The sequence below is a fragment of the Moraxella bovis genome (assembly GCF_025985205.1).
Classification (GTDB): Bacteria; Pseudomonadota; Gammaproteobacteria; order Pseudomonadales; family Moraxellaceae; genus Moraxella; species Moraxella bovis.
This window is the reverse complement of record NZ_CP087840.1, coordinates 2,672,852-2,694,648: the sequence shown is the minus strand read 5'-3', so window position 1 is coordinate 2,694,648 and position 21,797 is coordinate 2,672,852. Positions and strand designations below refer to the sequence as shown.

Genomic DNA, 21,797 nt, shown 5'->3' with positions numbered 1-21,797 from the left:
GAGTGCATTTGGATTTAAATGACATCAAGTCGTCCATACAGCCTTTTGGCAAGGGGATTATGGGGGCAATGTTTGAGAGTGGTTACTGCTCCACAGGTTCTTGCGAGACCTATTGGTACGCCCTGATGCTCCCCGAACATGGCGACATCAAGACAGTATTTGTGGCGGACGCAGGGTCAAACAATGAAGGTATGTATGAAGAAACCCACCCGCTGTATTATAATTATGAAAGCACTTATAAAGTTATGCCGAGCGGTTCGTTGTATTATCCCATTCAAATTCATTACACAGGCGAAAAGCCTGATGATGATTATGAGCGTATCCATAAGGTCAATGAAAAGCATACCGTTCGCTTTAACCCTGCCACGGGTCAATACGAATAAATCGCTGTGCTAAACTTGCATTAAAGGGCGGGCTGTCAGATAAGCAAGACTTCATAACCTTTAGAAACACATTTTGCCTTGACGAATGGCGTGCTTTTTAGGATAATTTGACTATTTAAATAGGAATTATTATGAACATCAAACCTGCCGTCCTTGTCCTAAGCCTTGCCCTTGCCCCTATCGCTCTGCCTGTTGCCTTGCCTGCGTATGGGGCGGTGGCGATGGATTTTTCGCCCCTAGTGGAACAGGTGTCTAGTGGCGTGGTGCGTGTGAGTATTACCAAAAAGGTCAGCGAAGAAGAGCTGGCATTGGCTCAGCAGGTGCAAGCCTTACAGCAGTTCTTTGGGGGGCGGGTCGCCGTGCCAAACCTGCCAACGGTAGAATACGGCTACGGCACGGGCTTTTTTATTACCCAAGATGGCTATATTCTTACCAATCATCACGTCGTCGAAGGGGCGGATAAAATCACCGTAACCCTGCATGACCGCACCGAGCTAGACGCACGTCTTATCGGCTCGGACGAAGCGTCCGATGTGGCGGTGTTAAAGGTGGCGGGGCAAAACTTCCCTGCCCTAAGTGTTGCCAAAGGCGATACCCTAAAAGTGGGCGAGCCTGTGCTTGCCATCGGTTCGCCCTTTGGTTTTGACTACTCAGCGTCATCGGGCATTGTCTCTGCCAAGAGTCGCAACATGAGCCGTGAAGCGGTCGTGCCGTTCATTCAGACGGACGTAGCACTAAACCAAGGCAACTCGGGCGGGCCTTTATTTAACCAAAAAGGCGAAGTGGTTGGCATTAACTCGCTGATTTTTAGTCGCACTGGCGGACACATGGGGCTGTCTTTTTCTATTCCCATTGACACCGCCATGGACATCTATGAGCAGATTCGCACGACAGGGCGTGTCTCTCGGGTCTATCTGGGCGTGGTGTTGCAGGACATTGACCGCAATCTGGCGGAAGCTTATCGCCTTGACAGACCGCAAGGGGCCCTGATTACTCGCACCAGTCCTGACTCCCCTGCCGATAAGGTGGGGCTAAAAGCAGGCGATGTGGTGCTTGATTTTAATGGGCAAAGTATCGGGCGAGCGTCTGATTTGTTAAATCTCATCAACCGTGCCAAGGTGGGTGATAAATTTGAGCTGACCTACCTACGAGCAGGCAAACAGCACCGTGCCAGTGGGCAGTTTGCCGAGACGAGCGATGTCTCTACCAGTCAAAACGCCAGTGATGGTGTCAGATTGGGCTTACGCCTAAAAGAGCTGTCAGGGCGTGAAGCTCGCATGATTCAGGAGTTTGGCGTGGCAGGTGGCGTGGTCATCAGCTCGGTGGATGTCACAGGACTGGCAGGGCAGGCGGGGCTCATGGCAGGGGACATCATCGTCAATCTCAATCATCTGCCAACCGCAGGCATTGGCGAGTTTGAAAAGGCGTTAAAGAGCCTGCCAAAAAAAGGCGTGGTTACCATTGGTATCATTCGTGATGGCAACCCTGCGATTTTGGGGCTTAGGGTTGAATAGGGCTAAATAAGGGTGTGTTTGTCGCACCCTTTTTGGTGGTTAAGATTTGCAGTATTTGGTGCGAAGTTTTTGATAAAGCTCATAAGGTGGAGACTCGCCAGCCAAAGGTTCAAAATCGCCCATTTGCCACGCTTTAAAGTCTTTTGAATGGACGGTGGTTTTTTCAAGTTGGCTGTCATCGCCAAACTCGCCCCAACCATACAAATCTAGTTGCACACTAGCTTTTGGGTTGCCACAGTCAAATGTGATAAAGCCTTTATTGACGTATTTTTCCCACGTCTCAATGTATACGGTGCGTTTTTTGCCCTGTCTTTTTTCTAATTTGGCAAACCAACGGGTGCTATATGGCTCATCAAGCTCTTGGTTGTAAATAAACACAACTTTGGTGTTGGGTCTGTATTTGACTGTCTTCGGTTTGGGCGTTGGCAATACTGGGCAAAAGCAGGGCAAACGATGTGGCAAGTAACAAGGCTTTTGTTTTCATAAATGTCCTTAACATGAAATGATTCAAAATAACAACATCCACAGGGTTGTGTTTTATTATAAACTGACAAAAATAATTAAATCAATCATTATCCATCAGTGTCATGCCCATTGCTTTTTATTTATTTTTTTATTGATTTTTTAAAAATAATTTTAAAAAATCAATAAAAAAATAATTTATCCAAGATGGTTCAAAGATCACGGTGAAAGTGCTAAACTAAGCCATTTGATACAAAATGACAAATTAGATGTTTTATGGCAACTTATGATGAGATGAAGGCAAGACTACAAGGCTCGATGATGGTAGGTATATCCATTCTGTTTTTTATCAAAACCTAGCAAATGCTTTTTATAGAGCTTGCTTTATCATACTTTTCCATATGGCCAAAACCACGATATTCATTGTGGTATTTGTGCAAAACATCACCTGTAATACATAGTGTTTCACTGATGAAAAATTTATCATCTTTTAGTCTTTTTGTTTGGATTTTATCATTTAATAATTTTTTAGAGTCAATTAAATAATATTTTTCGTTTTGATGAATAAACTCTATTTCTTCAAAAGAAACTACCAGTTTTCCTGACATTTTTTGAGCATCATCAAGAGCATGGTTTTTCTGATTGTTGTAACTTTTCTTATTAAAATCTGTCGGCGACTGAGAGCAGCCAACCATAGAAAATAAGAATATAAAAACAGTTAAAATTTTGGTAGTAGTCTAAAAAGTATGCCAAACTAGGTTTTCCGTTCGCCCTGAGCCTGCCTACGGGTAGAAAAACCGTTAGGTTTCCCAAGCTCGCCACGAACTGTTTTCTTTGTAGCATACTTTTTGAACCAGAGCCAAAATTTTCAAGATTTTCTCCATGTACAGCCAGCAAAATTGAATTTTGCTACGGAAACCGTCGTACTTTTTCATTTTGTAGAGTGTATAAAGTCATCAATAGGTACACCCAACCAACTTGATATTTACCACGCCCCTACGTCCACACATCATTGTGTTTGTAGTAATTTTAAAGTTTCTTGAGTGTAGCTTAATCAACATTCTTGATAAACGCATTTTATCAAGAATTACAAATTAAGTGAACAGTTATTCTTTTAATTTGTAATTTTCATTATATCATAATAACTTTAAAAAAGAACAATGCCATCCATTGCTAAAAGTAACCCATTCATCACAAATTTATTGATTTATTATTTTAATTTATATTTAAAAAATACTTTAAAATTCCAATAAATACAATAATTTTAATTTAAGCATTTTAAAACACCCAGTAAAATGTTAAACTAAGCCATTTGATGCAAAATGACAAATCAGGTGTTTTATGGCAACTTATGATGAGATGAAGGCAAGACTACAAGGCTCGATGACGGCACTGATCACGCCCATGACGGCAGACGGTACGGTGGATTATGATGCATTGACTCGCCTGATTGAGTGGCAGATTGAGTCTGGCACGCACGCTTTGGTGGCGGTGGGGACGACTGGCGAATCAGCCACCCTATCAATGAAAGAGCATGGCGATGTCATTGAATTTTTTGTCAAACAAGTGGCAGGTCGCATTCCTGTGATTGCAGGAACAGGGGCGAACAACACCGCCGAAGCCATCGAGCTTACCGCCCACGCTAAGGCAGTGGGGGCGGATTTTGCCTTGCTTGTCGTGCCATATTACAATAAGCCCACCCAAGAGGGCATGTATCAGCATTATAAGACCATTGCCGAGGCGGTGGACATTCCCCAAATTCTCTATAACGTCCCAGGGCGGACGGTCGTAGATATGGCGGAGGATACCGTAGCACGCCTTGCCGATATTCCCAATATTGTCGCCATCAAAGATGCCACGGGCGATTTGGAGCGTGGTAAGTTGCTCATCGAGCGTGTGGGCGAGCGTCTTGTGGTCTTATCAGGCGATGACCCAACCGCCATTGAGCTTGTCAAATTGGGGGCAAAGGGCAACATTTCTGTTACGTCCAACATCGCTCCAAAAGCCATGAGCGAGATTTTTAGCTTAGCTTTGGCAGGTAAGTTTGATGAAGCAAGTACCATCAACCAAGGCATTGAGCATTTGCACAAAGAGCTGTTTTGTGAATCTAGCCCCCAACCTGCCAAATATGCCCTGCACAAGATGGGCATGATTGACACGGGCATTCGCTTGCCTTTGGTGTGGCTGTCAGCAGACAATCAACCCATCATTGACCAGGCACTACAAAAAGCCAAATTGATTTAACAGTAAGAATAAGTGAGAATAACATGACAGTGCTAAAAACAACGCTAAAATTAACCGCCCTTGCCATGATGAGTTTGGTGCTACTGACGGGCTGTCAAAGCATCAAAGGTGTGCTGGGCAAGCGTGATAACGGCAGTCTGGACTATGTCCACGCCACCAAGCTAGACCCCATCCGCCTGCCCGCCAACCAAGCGTCCGCCCCATTTATCCCCCTATATGATGTGCCAGAGGTGGCAGGCGAGATTGCTCCATCGACCAACGAGTCGGGCAAGCAGTACGAGCTACCTAGACCACCACAGGTGAGATGATGGTTTGGCACGAGCGTTGTTGTTCGTGTCTTTTTGTTTTATAAATCTTATCATGTAAATTTATTGTGTAAACCGCCACAAAACGGAGAGACCCATGCAAAAGCAAGCCCTAATTTATACTGGCAAAGCCAAATCTGTCTATGAAACGGACAATCCTGATTATCTGATTTTGCATTTTCGTAACGATGCATCCGCCTTTAATGGCGAGAAAATCGCTCAGCTTGACCGCAAAGGCAGAGTGAACAACCGCTTTAATAGCTTTATCATGAGCAAACTGGCAGACGCTGGCATCGAGACGCATTTTGAGCGTGAACTGTCAGATGATGAAGTACTGGTCAAACGCCTAAAAATGATACCCGTAGAATGCGTGGTGCGTAACTATGCAGCTGGCGGTATTGCCAAGCGTTTGGGGCTTGCTGAGGGCTTGCCACTTATGCCACCGACCTTTGAGCTGTTTTATAAAGATGACAAATTGGGCGACCCCATGCTCGCCCCAAGCACCGCCATTGCCTTAGGTTATGCCACCGCAGACGAGTTGGAGCAGATGAGTGTGCTGACTCACAAGGTCAATGACGTGCTAAGTCAGATTTTTGATGAAGCGGGTCTTATGCTGGTGGATTTTAAATTAGAATTTGGACTGTTTCATGGGCGTGTGGTGTTAGGCGATGAGTTCTCGCCAGATGGCTGTCGCTTGTGGGATAAAGAAACCAAGAAAAAACTCGACAAAGACCGTTTCCGTCAAGGCTTGGGCGATGTCGTTGAAGGTTATGAAGAAGTGGCAAGACGTATTGGTGTACCGCTTGATTGATGGGTGTGAGCAAGGGCGGTTATCGCCCTTGTTTTTTATGATATTTACCCCAATTTGCACCAATACTAAATTTTAAAGAAATTCATTTGTGGGGGCGTGCTTTCTACGTCCCTTTAATATTGATGTTTATGGGTGTGTCCAGCATGCCCAAAGCCTGTGATGACATTGAGCTTGTTAGGTATGATTGGGTGGATTTGGCTTTTATGCGCTTTATTTCTTGTATTCAAAACGTGGCATGAGTCCATCATGCCCCTACACGCCTACTCAAAATACCACCATCCAAATCCTGCCCAATCTACCCCAATCTACCCCAACGATTGACGATGCAGTACACATCTGTTAATATCCATGTTATTTGTAAGGAAAAACATGGACACCCTACGCCCCACCGACCTAAAAACCATTTTGCATTCCAAACGTGCCAATCTGTACTATTTAGAGCATTGCCGAGTCATGCAAAAAGACGGGCGAGTGCTGTATCTCACCGAAAGCAAAAAAGAAAATCTCTACTACAATATCCCCATTGCCAACACCACCGTGATACTGCTTGGCACAGGCACGTCCATTACCCAGTCTGCGGTAAGGCTACTGGCAAGTGCAGGTGTGCTGATCGGCTTTTGTGGGGGCGGTGGCACGCCTTTGTTTATGGGAAGCGAGATTGAGTGGCTGACCCCACAATCAGAATACCGCCCCACCGAATACATTCAAGGCTGGCTGTCGTGGTGGTGGGACGATGACAAACGTCTGGCTATGGCAAAACGCTTGCAAATGGCTCGGCTTGATTTTATGAATGACGTGTGGGGGCGTGATAAGGAGTTGCGTGGGGCAGGCTTTGATAGTAAATCTGATGAAATCATCAGCTTACAAAATCATTACCGCACCCAAATTTTAGGGCAAAATAGTGTATCAGACTTGCTTACCCTAGAGGGGCGTATGACCAAAGAGTTGTATAAATTTGCCGTCAAACACACAGGCTATAAGGGATTTAGCCGTGATTATGACGGCGTGGACAAAGCCAATCAGTTTTTAAATCACGGCAACTATTTGGCATACGGCTTGGGAGCGACCACCGCTTGGGTGCTCGGCATTGCCCACGGATTTGCCGTCATGCATGGCAAAACTCGGCGTGGGGCGTTGGTGTTTGATATTGCTGATATTGTCAAAGATACAATCATCTTACCGCTTGCCTTTATGTGTGCGTCTGATAATGCTCGTGAGCAGGAATTTCGTGAACTGTGCTTGTCTTATTTTACCGATTATCACGCCCTTGATGTGATGTTTGAAACGGTAAAGGGGCTTGCTCTAAACAAGGAATTTTAAATAAGGATTTTGCATGATTGTTACCTTTATTTCCCAGTGCCAGAAAAAAGCCATAAAACGCACTCGCAAGATTTTGGACGCTTTTGCGGGTCGCATTGGCGATAACGTTTGGCAAACCAACATCACCGAGATTGGTCTAAAAACGGTGTACGAGCTATTAAAATCCACCGCCAGCAAATCAACCGCAGTCGCTTGCCACCGTATTGCCACTCGCCACCGCACCGAGCTTGTGTGGGTGGTGGGGAATAAATCCAAATTTAACACCGCAGGGGGCGTAGCCGCGAATCGTACCAGACGTTCTATTTTGCACCATGATTGGGAGAATAACTGGCAGTTTTTGGACGGCATTGGCATCATCGCCACATTGGCAGGGCTGCTCCATGACATCGGCAAATCCACGATAGGCTTTCAAAATAAACTCTTTGCCACCACCAATATCTCCGACCTCTACCGTCACGAATGGGTGTCGTTAAAACTCATCGTCTGGCTGGTGGGCGACTGCACTACCGACCAAGCAGTATTTGAACGCCTTGCTCATGTTGATGAGTATCTGGCAGATAAGGCATTGCCGACTTTGTCCGATTTTGGCACGCCAGATAAAGCAGATATGGGCAAGCTCCCCCCTTTAACCAAATGGATTATTTGGCTTGTGGTAACACATCATCGCCTGCCACCCGCACACGCTTATTATTTTAAAAAGCCCGAGGCGTATAGCACGCCAGAGTGTTTATCAAGAGATGTACAAAGTTATTTGGCAAGTCTAGAAGCCATGGAGCGTTGGGTGTTTAATAAGGGCAATAAGGCGGACGACTTTTTTAACTTTAAACAGTTTATTTTGCACAACAAACTGTGGCAAAAACAGCTCAAACGCTACGCCACAAAAGCCCAAAATTCGCCCTATCTGCAAACCCTTATCAAGCAATATCCCCAAGCGGTATCCGACCCATTTTTACTGCATTTATCACGGCTATCACTCATGATGGCTGACCATAATTATTCTGGTTTAAAAAAAGATGATAAAAAACGGCATCAAGGAAAATTTGACCCAAGCCTTATTGCCAATACCATTAAAATTAATGACAAAAACCAAACCAAACAAACACAAATCAAACAAACATTAGACGAGCATTTATTGGGCGTGGCACAATTTAGTGCTCAATTTGTGCGGATTTTGCCAACGTTGCATGAAAATTTGCCAGCCCTACAAAACCACAATCCTTTATTGCAAAATACCGATACGGACGGATTTTTGTGGCAAAATACCGCCTTTAAAACCGCTTTAAAACACCGTGAAGCGACCGATACACACGGCTTTTTTGGGATAAATATGGCAAGCACAGGCAAAGGCAAAACACTTGCCAATGCTCGTATCATGTACGCCTTGACCGACCCTAATAAGGGGGCAAGGCTTACTGTGGCGTTAGGCCTTCGTGTTTTGACCTTACAAACAGGGCAAAGCCTACGCCAAAAACTGGCTTTGACGGATAAAGAGCTTGCCGTATTGGTGGGTGGTCTTGCCCAAAAACAGCTTTTTGAGTTGCAAAACAGCGACAATGACACCGAGATAGGCTCGGATACAGGCAGTGAGTCCGTCCAAAGATTGCTGGATGAATTTGTGGATAGCGACATTCACACGGATTTGGGCGAGCTAAATCTTGGCACGCTCGTAGAGAGCGACCACGCCAAGCGCCTGATAGCCTCCCCTGTGGCAGTCTGCACCATAGACCACCTAATGCAAGCCAGCGAGTGCAAGCGTGGTGGGCGGTATATCGTACCGATGTTACGGCTGTTTAGTAGTGATGTGATTTTTGATGAGCCTGATGATTTTGACCAAAACGACCTGCCTGCCTTGTCTCGCCTTGTGCATTTGGCAGGAATGTTTGGCTCTCGGGTGATGTTGTCGTCTGCGACATTACCCCCTGATTTGGTGGCAGGGCTGTTTAAGGCGTATCAGAGCGGACGTATGATTTATAACGCTAATTTTGGCAAACCTGCCCCAAAAGTGGTGTGTGCGTGGTTTGATGAAAATGTGAGCAAAGCGGTACAAGTGGCAGATGATTTTGATGCTCATCATGAGCAGTTTATCAGGGGGCGTGTCAAGCATTTAAATGACAATGCTGTGCGTCATTGGGGCGAGATTTTGCTGATTGATGAGATGGATAATGAAGACGATGACAAGCTTTATAAAGACATGGCAAGCGTGCTGTTTGACAAAGCCCAAGCCTTGCACGACTTACATCACACCCAAATTCATGGTAAGACGGTAAGTATTGGGCTTATTCGCATGGCAAACATCAATCCACTCATCGGTATCGCCAAAGCCATGCACGAGACGGGCGACATGGCAGGGTTTGACGGTTGTCAATTTTATTTGGCGTGCTATCATGCCAGACAAGTGTTTATTTTGCGAAATCAGCTGGAAGTGCGACTTGATAAACTCCTAAATCGCCATGACCCAAAGGCTCTTGCCAACAATCCTGATATTATAGACAACCTTGCCAAGCACCCCGACAAAACGCACCATATCTTTATGGTACTTGCCACGCCTGTGGCGGAAGTGGGGCGAGACCATGATTATGATTGGGCGATGATTGAGCCAAGCTCCATGCGGTCTATCATACAAACAGCAGGGCGAGTGTGGCGACATCGTACTGACAAGGTGGCTTTCGCTCCTAATATTGCCATTTGGGATAAGAATATCAGAACATTAAAGGATAAAGACATCGCCTTTTGCCACCCTGGATTTGAAAGCCAAGCCTTCCCCCTTGCCACGCACCAAGTGAGCAAACTTATCAAACAGGCAGATTATGAACGCATTTCATCGGTCGCTCGGATTAGCAAATCCGCTACGCCAGAACCCAAAAAGAATCTGGCGGATTTAGAACACGCCGTCATGCAGGATTTGATGAACAATGATGACATCAATGTGGTCAATGCTTATTATGAGCCAGATACCGCCAACCGTCTGCACGTTCATTTGTCTTGTCTGACACCATTTCGCCAAAGTCAAAAGCAGACAGATTTTATCGTCAATCCGCTTGATAACACCCTAAACATCTCGTCCTATGACAGCGTAGAGATGCACGGTGTGGCGAACGCCAAAACAACCCATGAGATTATCCCAAAGGCGATAACGTGCCAAAATCCCAATCTTGATACATGGCTGACCGCCAATCTATCGGACGAGCTTGCCAAACTTAGGGAACATTATCCAGACACGTCTGTCAATATGCTCATCATTCGCTTTTGCGTGCTGACCATTCGTGATGATTATCATGACGGCTATTATTTTGATGAGCGGTTTGGGGTGTATGAGCGGTAACGTGGTAAATACAGCTAACAAAATTGAATTTTGCCACGGAAACCGTTCGCCACAAGCTTGCCTGCGGGTCGGTTTCCGTTATGGTTCGACAAGCTCACCACGAACGAAAAACCGTAGCACTTTTCATTTTGTAGAGTGTAAGTCATCTATGCGATGTGGAATGTGTATTTAACATACATAATTTTCTAAGTCATCTTTGTGATGAACTTTATATTATACTTCATTTATTTTACAAATATAATGGTTGAAATCAATTTTTAAATATGCTTTAATACCCTAAAAATAACAAGGAAATCCCATGACAGCACCGACCCCAAACACCAATTTGACAACCGATGATATCAAGCGAGCGATTGATGAGTTTTTGCTCGCTCAATTTCACAAAAAAGCCGACAAAGAGCTAAAACAGCTTGCCAAAGCCACAGAAGCAGGCGAACCCACCAGAATCGCCCAAGCCCAAGAAGCACTTGCCCCCATACAAGCCAAATACCAAAAACAAACATGGCTTAGCGATGCCAAAAAAATGGCAACTCAGCTAAAATTTGGCACGCACATCTCAAAAGGCGTACACCCCGATGCCAAAGGCGACAACATCACCGCCAACGCCACGCCCTGCCCATTTGTCGGCACGCACACCCTTGATACACCAAGTCTTGATGCCAACGGCAACGCTGCTGCCCTGCCACTGGCGAGCTTTTTTGATTGGCAAGTGGGTGACATCAAAATCAGACAGCTTATCACCGACAAACACCCTGCCTTGGTGGGGGCATTTCATGATGACGTGGCGGTTTGTGATGACTATCGGCAGATTTTTTATGACACGCTCACAGGCAAAAAGGACGTACCAACCACGCACGAACGCAACAAACAGCTTTTTTGGGCGTTGCCTGATGATGAATATCATCTTATCATACCGCTGTTTGCGTCTGCTCTTAGTCATGATGTTTTTCATAAAATCAATCACTTACGCTATTCAGACACCAACAAACAAGCCCGAGACAACCGTTTTAAGGGCAAAGAGACAACCGCTTATGTGTCGGTTGTGGATTTGGCAACGATACAGCTTGGTGGTACAAAGCCCCAAAACATCTCTCAACTTGTCAGCCGTCAAGGGGGCAAAACCTATCTTTTACCGTCCTACCCACCCACCTTTACAGGCAGTAGCGATTTGTCTTTTGCTAAGACAGCCAAGACGATTTTTGGCAAGTCGCTAGCCTATGTGGTCAAAGATGATATGGACGAGCTTTTTAAACTGCTTGTTCGTGTTAATAAAAACCACAAAAACACCATAGACGTTCGCACCGCTCGTGATGACATTTTGCAAAATATTATCTTAAGCGTACTACAAGTCGCCCATGCTATCCGTCAGAAAGAAGCAGGCTGGTCAAAGGTTTATAAACTTGCCTTGCACCAAAAATACTGGCTAGACCCAAAGCGTGGCGAGCTTGATGGCGAAGACAAATTTAAAAGAAATCATGAGAGCAAAAACTGGCAAAACGATGTACAAAAAGATTTTGCTCATTGGATTCAAAACGAGCTTGAAAAACGCTTGGCTTATTATCAGCAAGAGCAAAAAAAGAAAAATAAGCAAGCGGTAGAGCTAGAATTTGGACGGGCGGAGTTTGAGCATTGGCAAAAAGAATTTAAAGACACCTTTAACGCAAATTTGCGTTTGGGGCAAGGAGTATTGACATGAGTTTTATTTATCCACAGCATTCGCTGGTCGGCTATGTTCGCCTTGACCGTCTCAAAATCATCAATGCAAATGCCGTCTCCGCCCCCTTGACTTATGGCTTTCCTGCCTTGACAGGATTTGTTGCGGCAACGCACAGCCTAAGCCGTAAAGTATCAAGCCTTATGGGTTTTGAAAATATTCGCTTGGACGGTGTGCTGGTGGCGTGTTTTGATTGCCAAGTTCAAACTTACCAAGAAGGCTACAAAGACAAAACCTTCGCCCAAACTCGCAACCCCATTTTAAAATCAGGCAAAACCGCCCCAATCATCGAAGAAGGGCGTTGTCATCTCACCATCTCTTTACTCATCGGTGTGTATAAAGACAGCGTTCAGGATTTGACCGAAGATGAAGCAAATCAGCTCACCCAAAACGTGCAAGAATTTGCCCTATCCCAACGCTGGGCAGGCGGCAGTCTAACAGGCATGAGTGGCGTGCATTTTGTCAAAAAAGACGACATCGATGAGCAAAAATCTCGCCTATGTCCTGCCTTTATCATCACGTCCGCCCATGATGAGCTTGATGAGATTACCCAAGAATTACAAGAAAAAAATCCCAATGCCACCGCCCTAGATGCACTCATTGAGACGGCGGTGTTGCACCACACACCGCCCACGGATAGCCAGTCTGAGTGGACGACTCATTCGGTCAAAAAACAACGTGGCTGGCTTGTGCCTATGCCTGTGGGTTTTGTTGGTATCTCGGACAAATACAACAAGGGGCAGATGAGCCACGCTCGCTCGGACGAGTACCCTGCTCAGTTTGTGGAAGCGGTATATTCGCTTGGCAAGTGGCGATTTGCCAATCGCATAGATGACTTAGATTCTGCGTTGTGGTATGGCGATTATGATAACACTTGTGATTTATATGTGATTAAGCATTCTAAATATTTGTAATTTTAACCTTTAACCAACTTTAACCCAATAAAGGAAATTGTCATGACCCTAAAAACCCCTTCCGTGCTTGCTTTTGAACGCAAACTTGACATCTCGGACGCAACCTTTTGGCAAACCAATGGTAAAGACAAAATGCCTGTACTTGTCCAAGAAAAGTCCGTGCGTGGCACAATCAGCAATCGTCTAAAAAACGCCATTGCCAGCGACCCTGCCAAGCTGGACTCCGAAATCCAAAAGGCAAATTTGCAAACCGTGGATGCAAGTTTTTTGGACGAATCGTGCGACACGCTCATCACTCGCTTTACGGTCAAGGTACTGCCCTTTGACGGCAAAGCCAACGTCTGCAACGAACAAGCCTACCAAAACGCCCTGCTTGATGTGGTGCAAGCCTACAAAGACGAACACGGATTTGATGAGCTTGCCAGACGCTATGCCTACAACATCGCCAACGCTCGCTTTTTGTGGCGAAACCGCATGGGGGCAGAATCGGTGTCAGTGGTGGTAACGCTTGGCGATGAGTCGGTGAAATTTGCCAACGCTCGTGAATTGTCGCTCAACAATTTTGATTATCAAGATGACAAATTGGCTCGTTTGGCAAGCTGGATAAAAGGCGGACTCATGGGCGATAAATTCACCATTTTGACGGTGGAAGCTTATGCCAAAGTCGGATTTGGACAAGAAGTGTATCCGTCCCAAGAGCTGATTTTGGATACAGGCAGTAAAAAAAGCAAGGTGCTTTATCGTGTGGGCGACACGAGCCAAAACCGTGCTGGTATGCACTCACAAAAGGTCAGTAACGCCATTCGTACGATTGATGATTGGTATCCAAATGCCGAGTTTCCTGTGGCGACCGAGCCTTATGGAGCGGTTACCACCCTTGGCACGGCATTTCGTCAGCCCAAAGAAAAGCAGGACTTTTATAGCTTGTTTGACGGTTGGATTAAAGACGGCAAAATCCCAAGCGACAACGAGCAACACTACGTCATGGGCGTATTAATTCGTGGTGGCGTGTTTGGCGAAAGCGGTAAGGAATGAGCATGGTTTATCAAGAAATTACCCTAATCCCAAACGATGACATACCGCCCTATGCGATATGGAGTAAGCTCTACAACCAGCTTCATATCGCTCTTGCGGACGTGGCAAATGGGCATGGCATCAATACCATTGGCGTAGCATTCCCTGATTATCGCTACAGCGAGCAGCACGACAAAGGCATGCTCGGCAGTCGCTTGCGGATGTTTGCCCCAAGTCGTGATGAGCTTGATAAGCTCGATTTACCCCTACGCCTCTCTCGCCTGTCTGATTATGTGCATATCAAAGCGATAGCGGACGTTGGCGAGCGAGCGACAGGCTATGTGGTGGTGGAGCGTTATCGCCATTATGACTTGGGCAAGCAGGTGGAGCGGTTTGCTGATTTTAAAAATTTGACAGTGGAGCAGGCGCTGGAGCATTGCCTTGCCCACAAGAAAAAAGCCAAAAATTACCCCTTTGTCCGCCTAAAAAGTGAGACCAACCAACGGCAGTATCATCTGCATATCCGCCAATATACGGTCGCCAAGCCACAAACGGGGGTGTTTAACACCTATGGCATTACCAACATTAATGACGAGACCAAGGCAAGCGTTCCGCATTGGTGATTGGGGTTGGTTGTGCTAAAATAAAGGGCATGATACAGGTTTACACCCTTTATTTTTTGACTATTTAAAAACTTGATAAAAATCAAACATTTATAAACAGGCGAAAAAACATTGGGTAAACGCCCAAAATATGGCTGTAAGCCTTGATATAAGTGGGTTTTATGTTGTATAATTCTTATTCCACATCGCATAGATGACTTAGAAATTCGTCCATGACCCAGCCGATGCCTTCAAGAAATTCCACATCGCATAGATGACTTAGAAATCTAAATAAGTGCCGTCTGGTCGTCTCGTCTTATTCCACATCGCATAGATGACTTAGAAAGCTTTAATAATTCTAATTCAAGAATTAATTCATATTCCACATCGCATAGATGACTTAGAAAGTCTGGTCGTCTTGATTTTTTAAGTTTATTTTATTCCACATCGCATAGATGACTTAGAAAATTTGGGGCGATATATGCCCCAAATTTGTTTGATTCCACATCGCATAGATGACTTAGAAAACTCTCATAAAGTTGTAACGTTTGTTTCTCAAATTCCACATCGCATAGATGACTTAGAAATTAGACCCCGACATATTCCCGCTTTATAAGTCATTCCACATCGCATAGATGACTTAGAAAAATCTTTGGGTCTGCCATAACTGCCACTCTCATATTCCACATCGCATAGATGACTTAGAAAATTCTACCACTCCACGAGTAGTGAGAACCGCAATTCCACATCGCATAGATGACTTAGAAAAATGACAGCTAGGGGCGAACAATTTACCCCAAATTCCACATCGCATAGATGACTTAGAAAAAAACCCGTCCCCGACGACCAACCATTACCCGATTCCACATCGCATAGATGACTTAGAAAAGAAAATGCGTACTGACAAGCACTTTCTGCTGATTCCACATCGCATAGATGACTTAGAAAGAACCATCATTGCCAGTAGTTGCCCCAGTTAAATTCCACATCGCATAGATGACTTAGAAACAACTTAACAAATAGAGATTTACATTTATTATTATTCCACATCGCATAGATGACTTAGAAAGTCTGTGGTTAGTTTTTGGCATACGAACATTTATTCCACATCGCATAGATGACTTAGAAAATTAGACGGATTAGGGCTAGGCACAGGCTTTGATTCCACATCGCATAGATGACTTAGAAAAACGGAGTTCATACCCGCTTTGTTACCGCTAAATTCCACATCGCATAGATGACTTAGAAAACTTAAAGACCTTAGCAGTGGCATAAACTGTAATTCCACATCGCATAGATGACTTAGAAATGTAGGACTGCTAGGAGATGATTCCACATCGCATAGATGACTTAGAAATAGTGATAATCCTGCACCCAGTGACAACCCTAATTCCACATCGCATAGATGACTTAGAAAATTAAAGGATCAGATATTATGCTTAAAAATTAATTCCACATCGCATAGATGACTTAGAAATAGTGATAATCCTGCACCCAGTGACAACCCTAATTCCACATCGCATAGATGACTTAGAAATGTAGGACTGCTAGGAGATGGGCTAGGAGATGATTCCACATCGCATAGATGACTTAGAAACAAGCCCCGAAACACAGCCAAAGCCTGTGCCTATTCCACATCGCATAGATGACTTAGAAATAGCACAAATGCAAATTAACCGCCTAAAAAACATTCCACATCGCATAGATGACTTAGAAAAAAAAGCCCCCTACATCGTTACAATGCCAACCATTCCACATCGCATAGATGACTTAGAAATTGAACGCTTTGCAGAACAAGAAAACAGAAGCATTCCACATCGCATAGATGACTTAGAAAATTTGCACAGGGCTTGGCGGTGGTTTTAAAAAATTCCACATCGCATAGATGACTTAGAAAACCTGAGGTTAATCCCATTGGGACAGAGAATCATTCCACATCGCATAGATGACTTAGAAACAAAACCCGTACCCGACGACCAACCATTACCAGAATTCCACATCGCATAGATAACTTAGAAATTTGGTAGTAGCCTAAAAAGTATGCCAAACTAGTTTTCCGTTCGCCCTGAGCCTGCCTGCGGGTAGGAAAACCGTTAGGTTTCCCAAGATCGCCACGAACTGTTTTCTTTGTAGCATACTTTTTGAACCAGAGCCTTATTTTTTACCTCTTAAACATACAATCCAACCGCAACAAATGAAAAGATGTTCATCATTACTGATAATATTGTTACCACACAAATAAAAAAGTAACCATGAACACCTACAAACATCTTAGCATAAATGAACGAGAAAAGATAATGTTAATGCTTGCACAAGGCATAAAGCCCAGTAAAATCGCAAGCATGTTAGGACGTTCTTGCTCAACAATTTCAAGAGAAATATCAAGAAATTGTAAGTTAAACCAAGCGTATAGCGCTAACACGGCTCAGATAAACTATGATAAAAAACGTCAAGCATGCAAACTTAAGTTTAAATTAGATGACAAAGAGTTATATCAGTTGGTGCATGATAAGTTTATGAGTCACAGGTGGTCTCCAGAGCAAATCAGCAATCGTCTTAGGCTTGAGAATACAAAACACCAAATAAGTGCCAATACAATTTATCGAGCCATTTATCATGGATGGTTTGATGAAGGTGGCAGATTGGCACGTCGTAAGCTACGCCATAAAGGTAAGACAAGACATGCTAAGACTCATGATGAAAAGCGTGGTAAAATTAAGATCAGTCATGAATTATCAGAACGTCCAAAGATGGCTGATTTAAGAGAGCGGACAGGTGACATAGAGGCGGATACTGTCTTAGGTATCTCTGGTGGTCATTGTCTACTCACCTTAGTAGATAGAAAAAGCCGTTATCTGTGGTGCAGAAGATTACCTGCCAAGAGGGCAGAACATGTACAAACTGCAATGATTGATTTATTAAAGGATGTAAAAGTCCATACAATTACCCCTGATAGAGGCAAAGAGTTTGCTTATCATGAAAAAATCAGTCAGCAGTTAAATGTAGAGTTTTACTTTCCCCCACCAAGACACCCTTGGGATAGGGGAAGCAATGAAAATACCAATGGACTGCTTAGAGAATATTTCCCTAAGCATCAAGATTTAAGCAAGTGGCATGAAAGCGATATTATCAGTAAAGTAAATGAACCCAATCATAGACCCAAAAAGTGTTTAAACTGGAAAACACCTTATGAGGTTTATTTTGATGAAGTGTTGCAGTTGGTTTGATAATTCAAGATGAAAAATGACTATCCGACCACTTAATTTTAAAAAATTACACCCAACAAACTCGATGTTTACCACGAGTTTGTAAAGGTATGCTAGCCTTGTAGGGTGCATACCACACCGCCCAAACCCACGCCCATTCATTGCATTTTTCAGATAATCACGCTACAATCATCATACTGCCAGTCCCAAAATCAAGCATAAGTCCAAACCCAAACCGCCATGAAAAAATTCTACCTAATCCGCCACGCCCAATCCGAATCCAACGCAGGACACGCCATTCGTCCAAACCATAAGATTGCCATTACCAAGCTCGGGCAAAACCAAGCGACAGACGTGGCGGACTGGCTCATCACGCATATCCCCACGCCTGATAAGGTTTTTGTGTCGTCCTATATCCGCACACACCAGACGGCACAGCCTTATTTGGATAGGACGGGCATGACCCCTATACAGATTGATGATTTAAGAGAGTTTAATTACCTAGATTATGAGCATATCAAGGATTTGACATTGCCCCAAATCGTCAAAATGGCGGACGACTACTGGGCAAATAATGACAAAACCCACACCGACAGCCCCACAACCGATAATTTTGCGAACCTTGCAGAGCGTGTCAAGGCGGTGCGTGATGCGTTTGATGCCTTGCCAGACGGCACTTATGTAGTCTTTACGCATGGTATGTGGCTAGGTATGCTCATGTGGCAATTGATGCTTGGCTATCATGGGGGCGAGTGTCCACGCCTGTTTAATATGATAAAATTTAGAGAATTTGAGCTTGCCGTCCGCCCCAAAAACTGTGAAGTTTATCTGATGATAAGCGATGACGGACACAGCACAATAAGCAAGGTGAGAGTTAGGGGTGATGATTGATGTTGAATTTGTAAGAAAATACTGACAAAACTTTGCGATTTTTGCGTATTTTCTTATGGTTGCCGTTTTGGCATAATACACTCATCAGCAAGGAGAGGGTACACGGACATACCAACACGGATGAACGCTGATATTATGGATAGAAGTTATGGACACACGGAGTAACATCTCCTATACAGCAAAACCGCAAATGTTTATTTGCGGTTTTGCTGTTTTTTGGCTAAAAGTTATTTGGTTGGGTTGTCTTGGGGTTATCACCATGGCTTGTCTTGATAAATGGACTGATGATACACTCTACAAAATGAAAAAGTGCTACGGTTTTTCGTTCGTGGTGAGCTAAGTCGAACCATAACGGAAACTGACCCGCAGGCAAGCTTGTGGCAAAAGTTTTTCGTAGTAAAATTCAATTTTGTTAGCTTTACATATATAAATAGCGTTTCACGTGAAACATCATCGCCAAGCCAAACCTTTTAGCTGTGCTTTTTTGGGCAAAAAATGCTATAATAACCCACATTTTTCAAAGAATTAGGCGTATGCCAAAGGATTTTTATGAGCGAGCAACTTCCTACCAACAACTACAATGCCAGTAGTGTGCGAGTTTTGCGTGGACTAGAAGCGGTGCGAGTCCGCCCTGGTATGTACATTGGCGACACCGATGACGGCTCAGGGCTACATCACATGGTGTTTGAGGTGGTGGATAACGCCATTGACGAGGCACTCGCTGGGCATTGCGATGAAGTGCTGGTTACCATTCATGCCGATGAGTCGGTGTCGGTGTCGGACAACGGACGAGGCATTCCTGTGGACATTCATCCCGAGGAGGGCGTGTCGGCAGCCGAGGTCATCATGACGGTGCTACACGCTGGCGGTAAATTTGACGACAACAACTACAAAGTCTCAGGCGGTCTGCATGGCGTGGGCGTGTCGGTGGTCAATGCGTTGTCTAAGAAACTTACGCTTACCATCTGGCGAGACGGCTATGCCCACACCCAAGACTACACGGATGGTGTGCCTGATTTTCCCCTAAAACGCCTTGACAAAACTGACAAAAAAGGCACCGAAGTTCGCTTTTATCCAAGCGATGAGATTTTTACGGGGACGATTTTTGATTATGACATTCTTGCCAAACGCTTGCGTGAACTCTCCTTTTTAAACTCAGGCGTGCGTATCGTCTTAACCGATGAGCGAGACGGCACACAACATATTTTTGAGCATAAAGGCGGACTTGGCGAATTTGTCGGCTACATCAATGACGGCAAACAAACCCTAAACGACATTTTTCATTTTACTGCCCAAAGTACCGACGGCATTGGCGTGGAAGTCGCCTTGCAGTGGTCGGACAGTTATAACGAAAAGGTGCTTTGCTTTACCAACAACATTCCCCAACGAGACGGTGGCACGCACTTATCAGGCTTTCGCTCGGCTCTGACTCGTTGTCTAAACGCCTATATGGACAGCGAAAACATCGGCAAAAAAGAAAAAGTGGCGGTAACGGGCGATGACGCTCGTGAGGGGCTTGTGGCGATTGTGTCGGTCAAAGTGCCAGACCCCAAATTTAGCTCACAGACCAAAGACAAGCTCGTATCCAGCGAAGTCAAATCCGCCGTTGAAACGGTCATGCACGAAAAGCTGTCCGAATTTTTATTAGAAAATCCAGCGTCTGCCAAATCAATCGCAGGTAAAATCCTAGACGCTGCCCGAGCAAGAGAAGCTGCCCGCAAAGCCCGTGAAATGACCCGCCGTAAGACCACGCTAGACATCGCAGGACTACCGGGTAAATTGGCGGACTGCCAAGAAAAAGACCCTGCCTTATCCGAGCTGTACCTTGTGGAAGGGGACAGTGCAGGCGGGTCTGCCAAGCAAGGACGTAGCCGAAAAACTCAAGCCATTTTGCCATTAAAGGGTAAAATCCTAAACGTGGAGCGAGCCCGTTTTGATAAAATGCTGTCATCTGCTGAAGTTGGCACGCTCATCACGGCACTCGGCACAGGCATTGGCAAGGATGAGTACAACCCCGACAAACTTCGCTATCACAAAATCATCATCATGACGGACGCTGACGTGGACGGCTCGCACATTCGCACGCTACTGCTCACGTTTTTTTTCCGTCAAACGCCAGAGCTTATCGAGCGTGGGCATATCTACATCGCCCAGCCCCCACTTTATAAGGTCAAAAAGGGTAAGCAGGAGCTGTATCTAAAAGACAATGACGCTCTAAAATCTTATCTACTCTCGTCCACGATTGACGACAATCAACTGTTTTTGAGCAAAGATACCCCCGCCATTCGTGGCGAGGCGTTGGAGAGTCTATTAAATGATTATAGCCTTGCTCAAAACACCAAAAACCGCCTAAGCCAAAAATATCCAGAGAGCCTGATTGACGCCCTAACCTTTGTGCCAAAGCTAGAAAATGAGATGCTAAAAGACAAAGTGGCGTTGCAGGCATGGGCGGACAAATTGCTAAACGTGCTAAATGACAAAGCAAGCGAGCTTTTGCCACAGGTGAGCCTAGAGGCTGTGGGCGGTGCGGACAATGAAACTACCCAAACATTTTTGCCAAAGATCACAATTTTTGTGCATAAACTGCCCCAGCATTATACGCTTGACCCCTTATTTGTCAATTCGGGCGAATATGCCAAATTATTAAAATTATCAGGTACTTGGAACACGCTACTGACCGATGAGAGCTTTATCAGACGGGGTGATAAAGATTTTGCGGTCAAAGATTTTGACCATTTGTGGGAGCAGTTTATGGCGGAGGCTCGCCGTGGACTTGCCATTCAGCGTTATAAGGGTTTGGGCGAGATGAATGCCGACCAGCTTTGGGAGACGACCATGGACCCCGAAAACCGCAATATGCTCAAAATCACAATAGAAGATGCCATTGAAGCTGACCGCCTGTTTAACTGCTTAATGGGCGATGAGGTTGAGCCAAGACGGGTGTTTATTGAAGAAAATGCGTTGAATGCGGATATTGATACGTGATAAAGATTATTAAAATTTGCTTGTTTTGATGTTTTTTAACAGTTGTTATTTTCAAAAACCGTAGGGGCGAATCACATTCGCCCTTTTGTAAAATCAGATTAAAAAAACAG

17 protein-coding genes and 1 CRISPR repeat array are annotated in these 21,797 nt (G+C 44.8%); of the genes, 14 read left to right on the top strand and 3 right to left on the bottom strand.

The window, feature by feature from the left end:
- The first annotated feature begins 8 nt into the window (after positions 1 to 8).
- Positions 9 to 383 (top strand): hypothetical protein, encoded by a 375-nt coding sequence (locus LP107_RS13750; RefSeq protein ID WP_143821687.1) that lies wholly within the window; start codon positions 9 to 11, stop codon positions 381 to 383.
- Between the two features lie 131 nt (positions 384 to 514).
- Positions 515 to 1,897 (top strand): Do family serine endopeptidase, encoded by a 1,383-nt coding sequence (locus LP107_RS13745; RefSeq protein WP_078274247.1) that lies wholly within the window; start codon positions 515 to 517, stop codon positions 1,895 to 1,897.
- Positions 1,898 to 1,936: 39 nt separating this feature from the next.
- Here LP107_RS13745 and LP107_RS13740 read toward each other — a convergent pair whose 3' ends face one another.
- The 3 genes from LP107_RS13740 to LP107_RS13730 all read right to left on the bottom strand — a co-directional run bounded on the left by LP107_RS13740 (position 1,937) and on the right by LP107_RS13730 (position 3,054).
- Positions 1,937 to 2,275, bottom strand: a complete 339-nt coding sequence (locus LP107_RS13740; protein ID WP_078274248.1) for a hypothetical protein — start codon at positions 2,273 to 2,275, stop codon at positions 1,937 to 1,939.
- A complete protein-coding gene (locus LP107_RS13735; RefSeq protein WP_264676058.1) occupies positions 2,250 to 2,381 on the bottom strand; it encodes a hypothetical protein in 132 nt (43 codons plus the stop codon). Before LP107_RS13735 ends, LP107_RS13740 begins: the two co-directional genes overlap by 26 nt.
- A gap of 334 nt (positions 2,382 to 2,715) precedes the next feature.
- Positions 2,716 to 3,054 carry a hypothetical protein gene (locus LP107_RS13730; RefSeq protein ID WP_078274249.1) on the bottom strand — a complete coding sequence of 113 codons (339 nt, stop codon included), beginning with the start codon at positions 3,052 to 3,054 and terminating at the stop codon, positions 2,716 to 2,718.
- Between the two features lie 646 nt (positions 3,055 to 3,700).
- Between LP107_RS13730 and dapA the strand changes: the two genes are divergently transcribed.
- The 12 genes from dapA to gyrB all read left to right on the top strand — a co-directional run bounded on the left by dapA (position 3,701) and on the right by gyrB (position 21,687).
- Positions 3,701 to 4,603, top strand: a complete 903-nt coding sequence (dapA, locus tag LP107_RS13725; RefSeq protein WP_078274250.1) for a 4-hydroxy-tetrahydrodipicolinate synthase — start codon at positions 3,701 to 3,703, stop codon at positions 4,601 to 4,603.
- 23 nt (positions 4,604 to 4,626) lie between these two features.
- Positions 4,627 to 4,911 carry a hypothetical protein gene (locus LP107_RS13720; protein WP_078274251.1) on the top strand — a complete coding sequence of 95 codons (285 nt, stop codon included), beginning with the start codon at positions 4,627 to 4,629 and terminating at the stop codon, positions 4,909 to 4,911.
- A 94-nt stretch (positions 4,912 to 5,005) separates the two neighbouring features.
- Positions 5,006 to 5,719, top strand: coding sequence for a phosphoribosylaminoimidazolesuccinocarboxamide synthase (purC, locus tag LP107_RS13715; protein ID WP_078274252.1), 714 nt, complete (start codon positions 5,006 to 5,008; stop codon positions 5,717 to 5,719).
- A 369-nt stretch (positions 5,720 to 6,088) separates the two neighbouring features.
- Positions 6,089 to 7,039 (top strand): type I-F CRISPR-associated endonuclease Cas1f, encoded by a 951-nt coding sequence (gene cas1f, locus LP107_RS13710; RefSeq protein ID WP_078274253.1) that lies wholly within the window; start codon positions 6,089 to 6,091, stop codon positions 7,037 to 7,039.
- A gap of 13 nt (positions 7,040 to 7,052) precedes the next feature.
- Complete coding sequence (gene cas3f, locus LP107_RS13705) at positions 7,053 to 10,361, top strand: type I-F CRISPR-associated helicase Cas3f (protein WP_078274254.1); 3,309 nt, start codon at positions 7,053 to 7,055, stop codon at positions 10,359 to 10,361.
- Positions 10,362 to 10,659: 298 nt separating this feature from the next.
- A complete protein-coding gene (gene csy1, locus LP107_RS13700; protein WP_078274255.1) occupies positions 10,660 to 12,057 on the top strand; it encodes a type I-F CRISPR-associated protein Csy1 in 1,398 nt (465 codons plus the stop codon).
- Positions 12,054 to 12,989 (top strand): type I-F CRISPR-associated protein Csy2, encoded by a 936-nt coding sequence (gene csy2, locus LP107_RS13695; protein WP_078274256.1) that lies wholly within the window; start codon positions 12,054 to 12,056, stop codon positions 12,987 to 12,989. The genes csy1 and csy2 overlap by 4 nt, the downstream gene beginning before the upstream one ends.
- 42 nt (positions 12,990 to 13,031) lie before the next feature.
- A complete protein-coding gene (csy3, locus tag LP107_RS13690) occupies positions 13,032 to 14,024 on the top strand; it encodes a type I-F CRISPR-associated protein Csy3 (protein ID WP_078274257.1) in 993 nt (330 codons plus the stop codon).
- Positions 14,025 to 14,026: 2 nt separating this feature from the next.
- Positions 14,027 to 14,626 carry a type I-F CRISPR-associated endoribonuclease Cas6/Csy4 gene (cas6f, locus tag LP107_RS13685; RefSeq protein ID WP_228157729.1) on the top strand — a complete coding sequence of 200 codons (600 nt, stop codon included), beginning with the start codon at positions 14,027 to 14,029 and terminating at the stop codon, positions 14,624 to 14,626.
- A 177-nt stretch (positions 14,627 to 14,803) separates the two neighbouring features.
- A CRISPR array of direct repeats spans positions 14,804 to 16,624; the repeat unit is 28 nt; unit sequence ATTCCACATCGCATAGATGACTTAGAAA.
- Between the two features lie 233 nt (positions 16,625 to 16,857).
- Positions 16,858 to 17,832 (top strand): IS30 family transposase, encoded by a 975-nt coding sequence (locus LP107_RS13680; RefSeq protein ID WP_264676059.1) that lies wholly within the window; start codon positions 16,858 to 16,860, stop codon positions 17,830 to 17,832.
- 219 nt (positions 17,833 to 18,051) lie between these two features.
- Complete coding sequence (locus LP107_RS13675) at positions 18,052 to 18,702, top strand: histidine phosphatase family protein (protein ID WP_078274903.1); 651 nt, start codon at positions 18,052 to 18,054, stop codon at positions 18,700 to 18,702.
- 549 nt (positions 18,703 to 19,251) lie between these two features.
- Positions 19,252 to 21,687 (top strand): DNA topoisomerase (ATP-hydrolyzing) subunit B, encoded by a 2,436-nt coding sequence (gene gyrB, locus LP107_RS13670; RefSeq protein WP_078274901.1) that lies wholly within the window; start codon positions 19,252 to 19,254, stop codon positions 21,685 to 21,687.
- Positions 21,688 to 21,797: the final 110 nt, after the last annotated feature.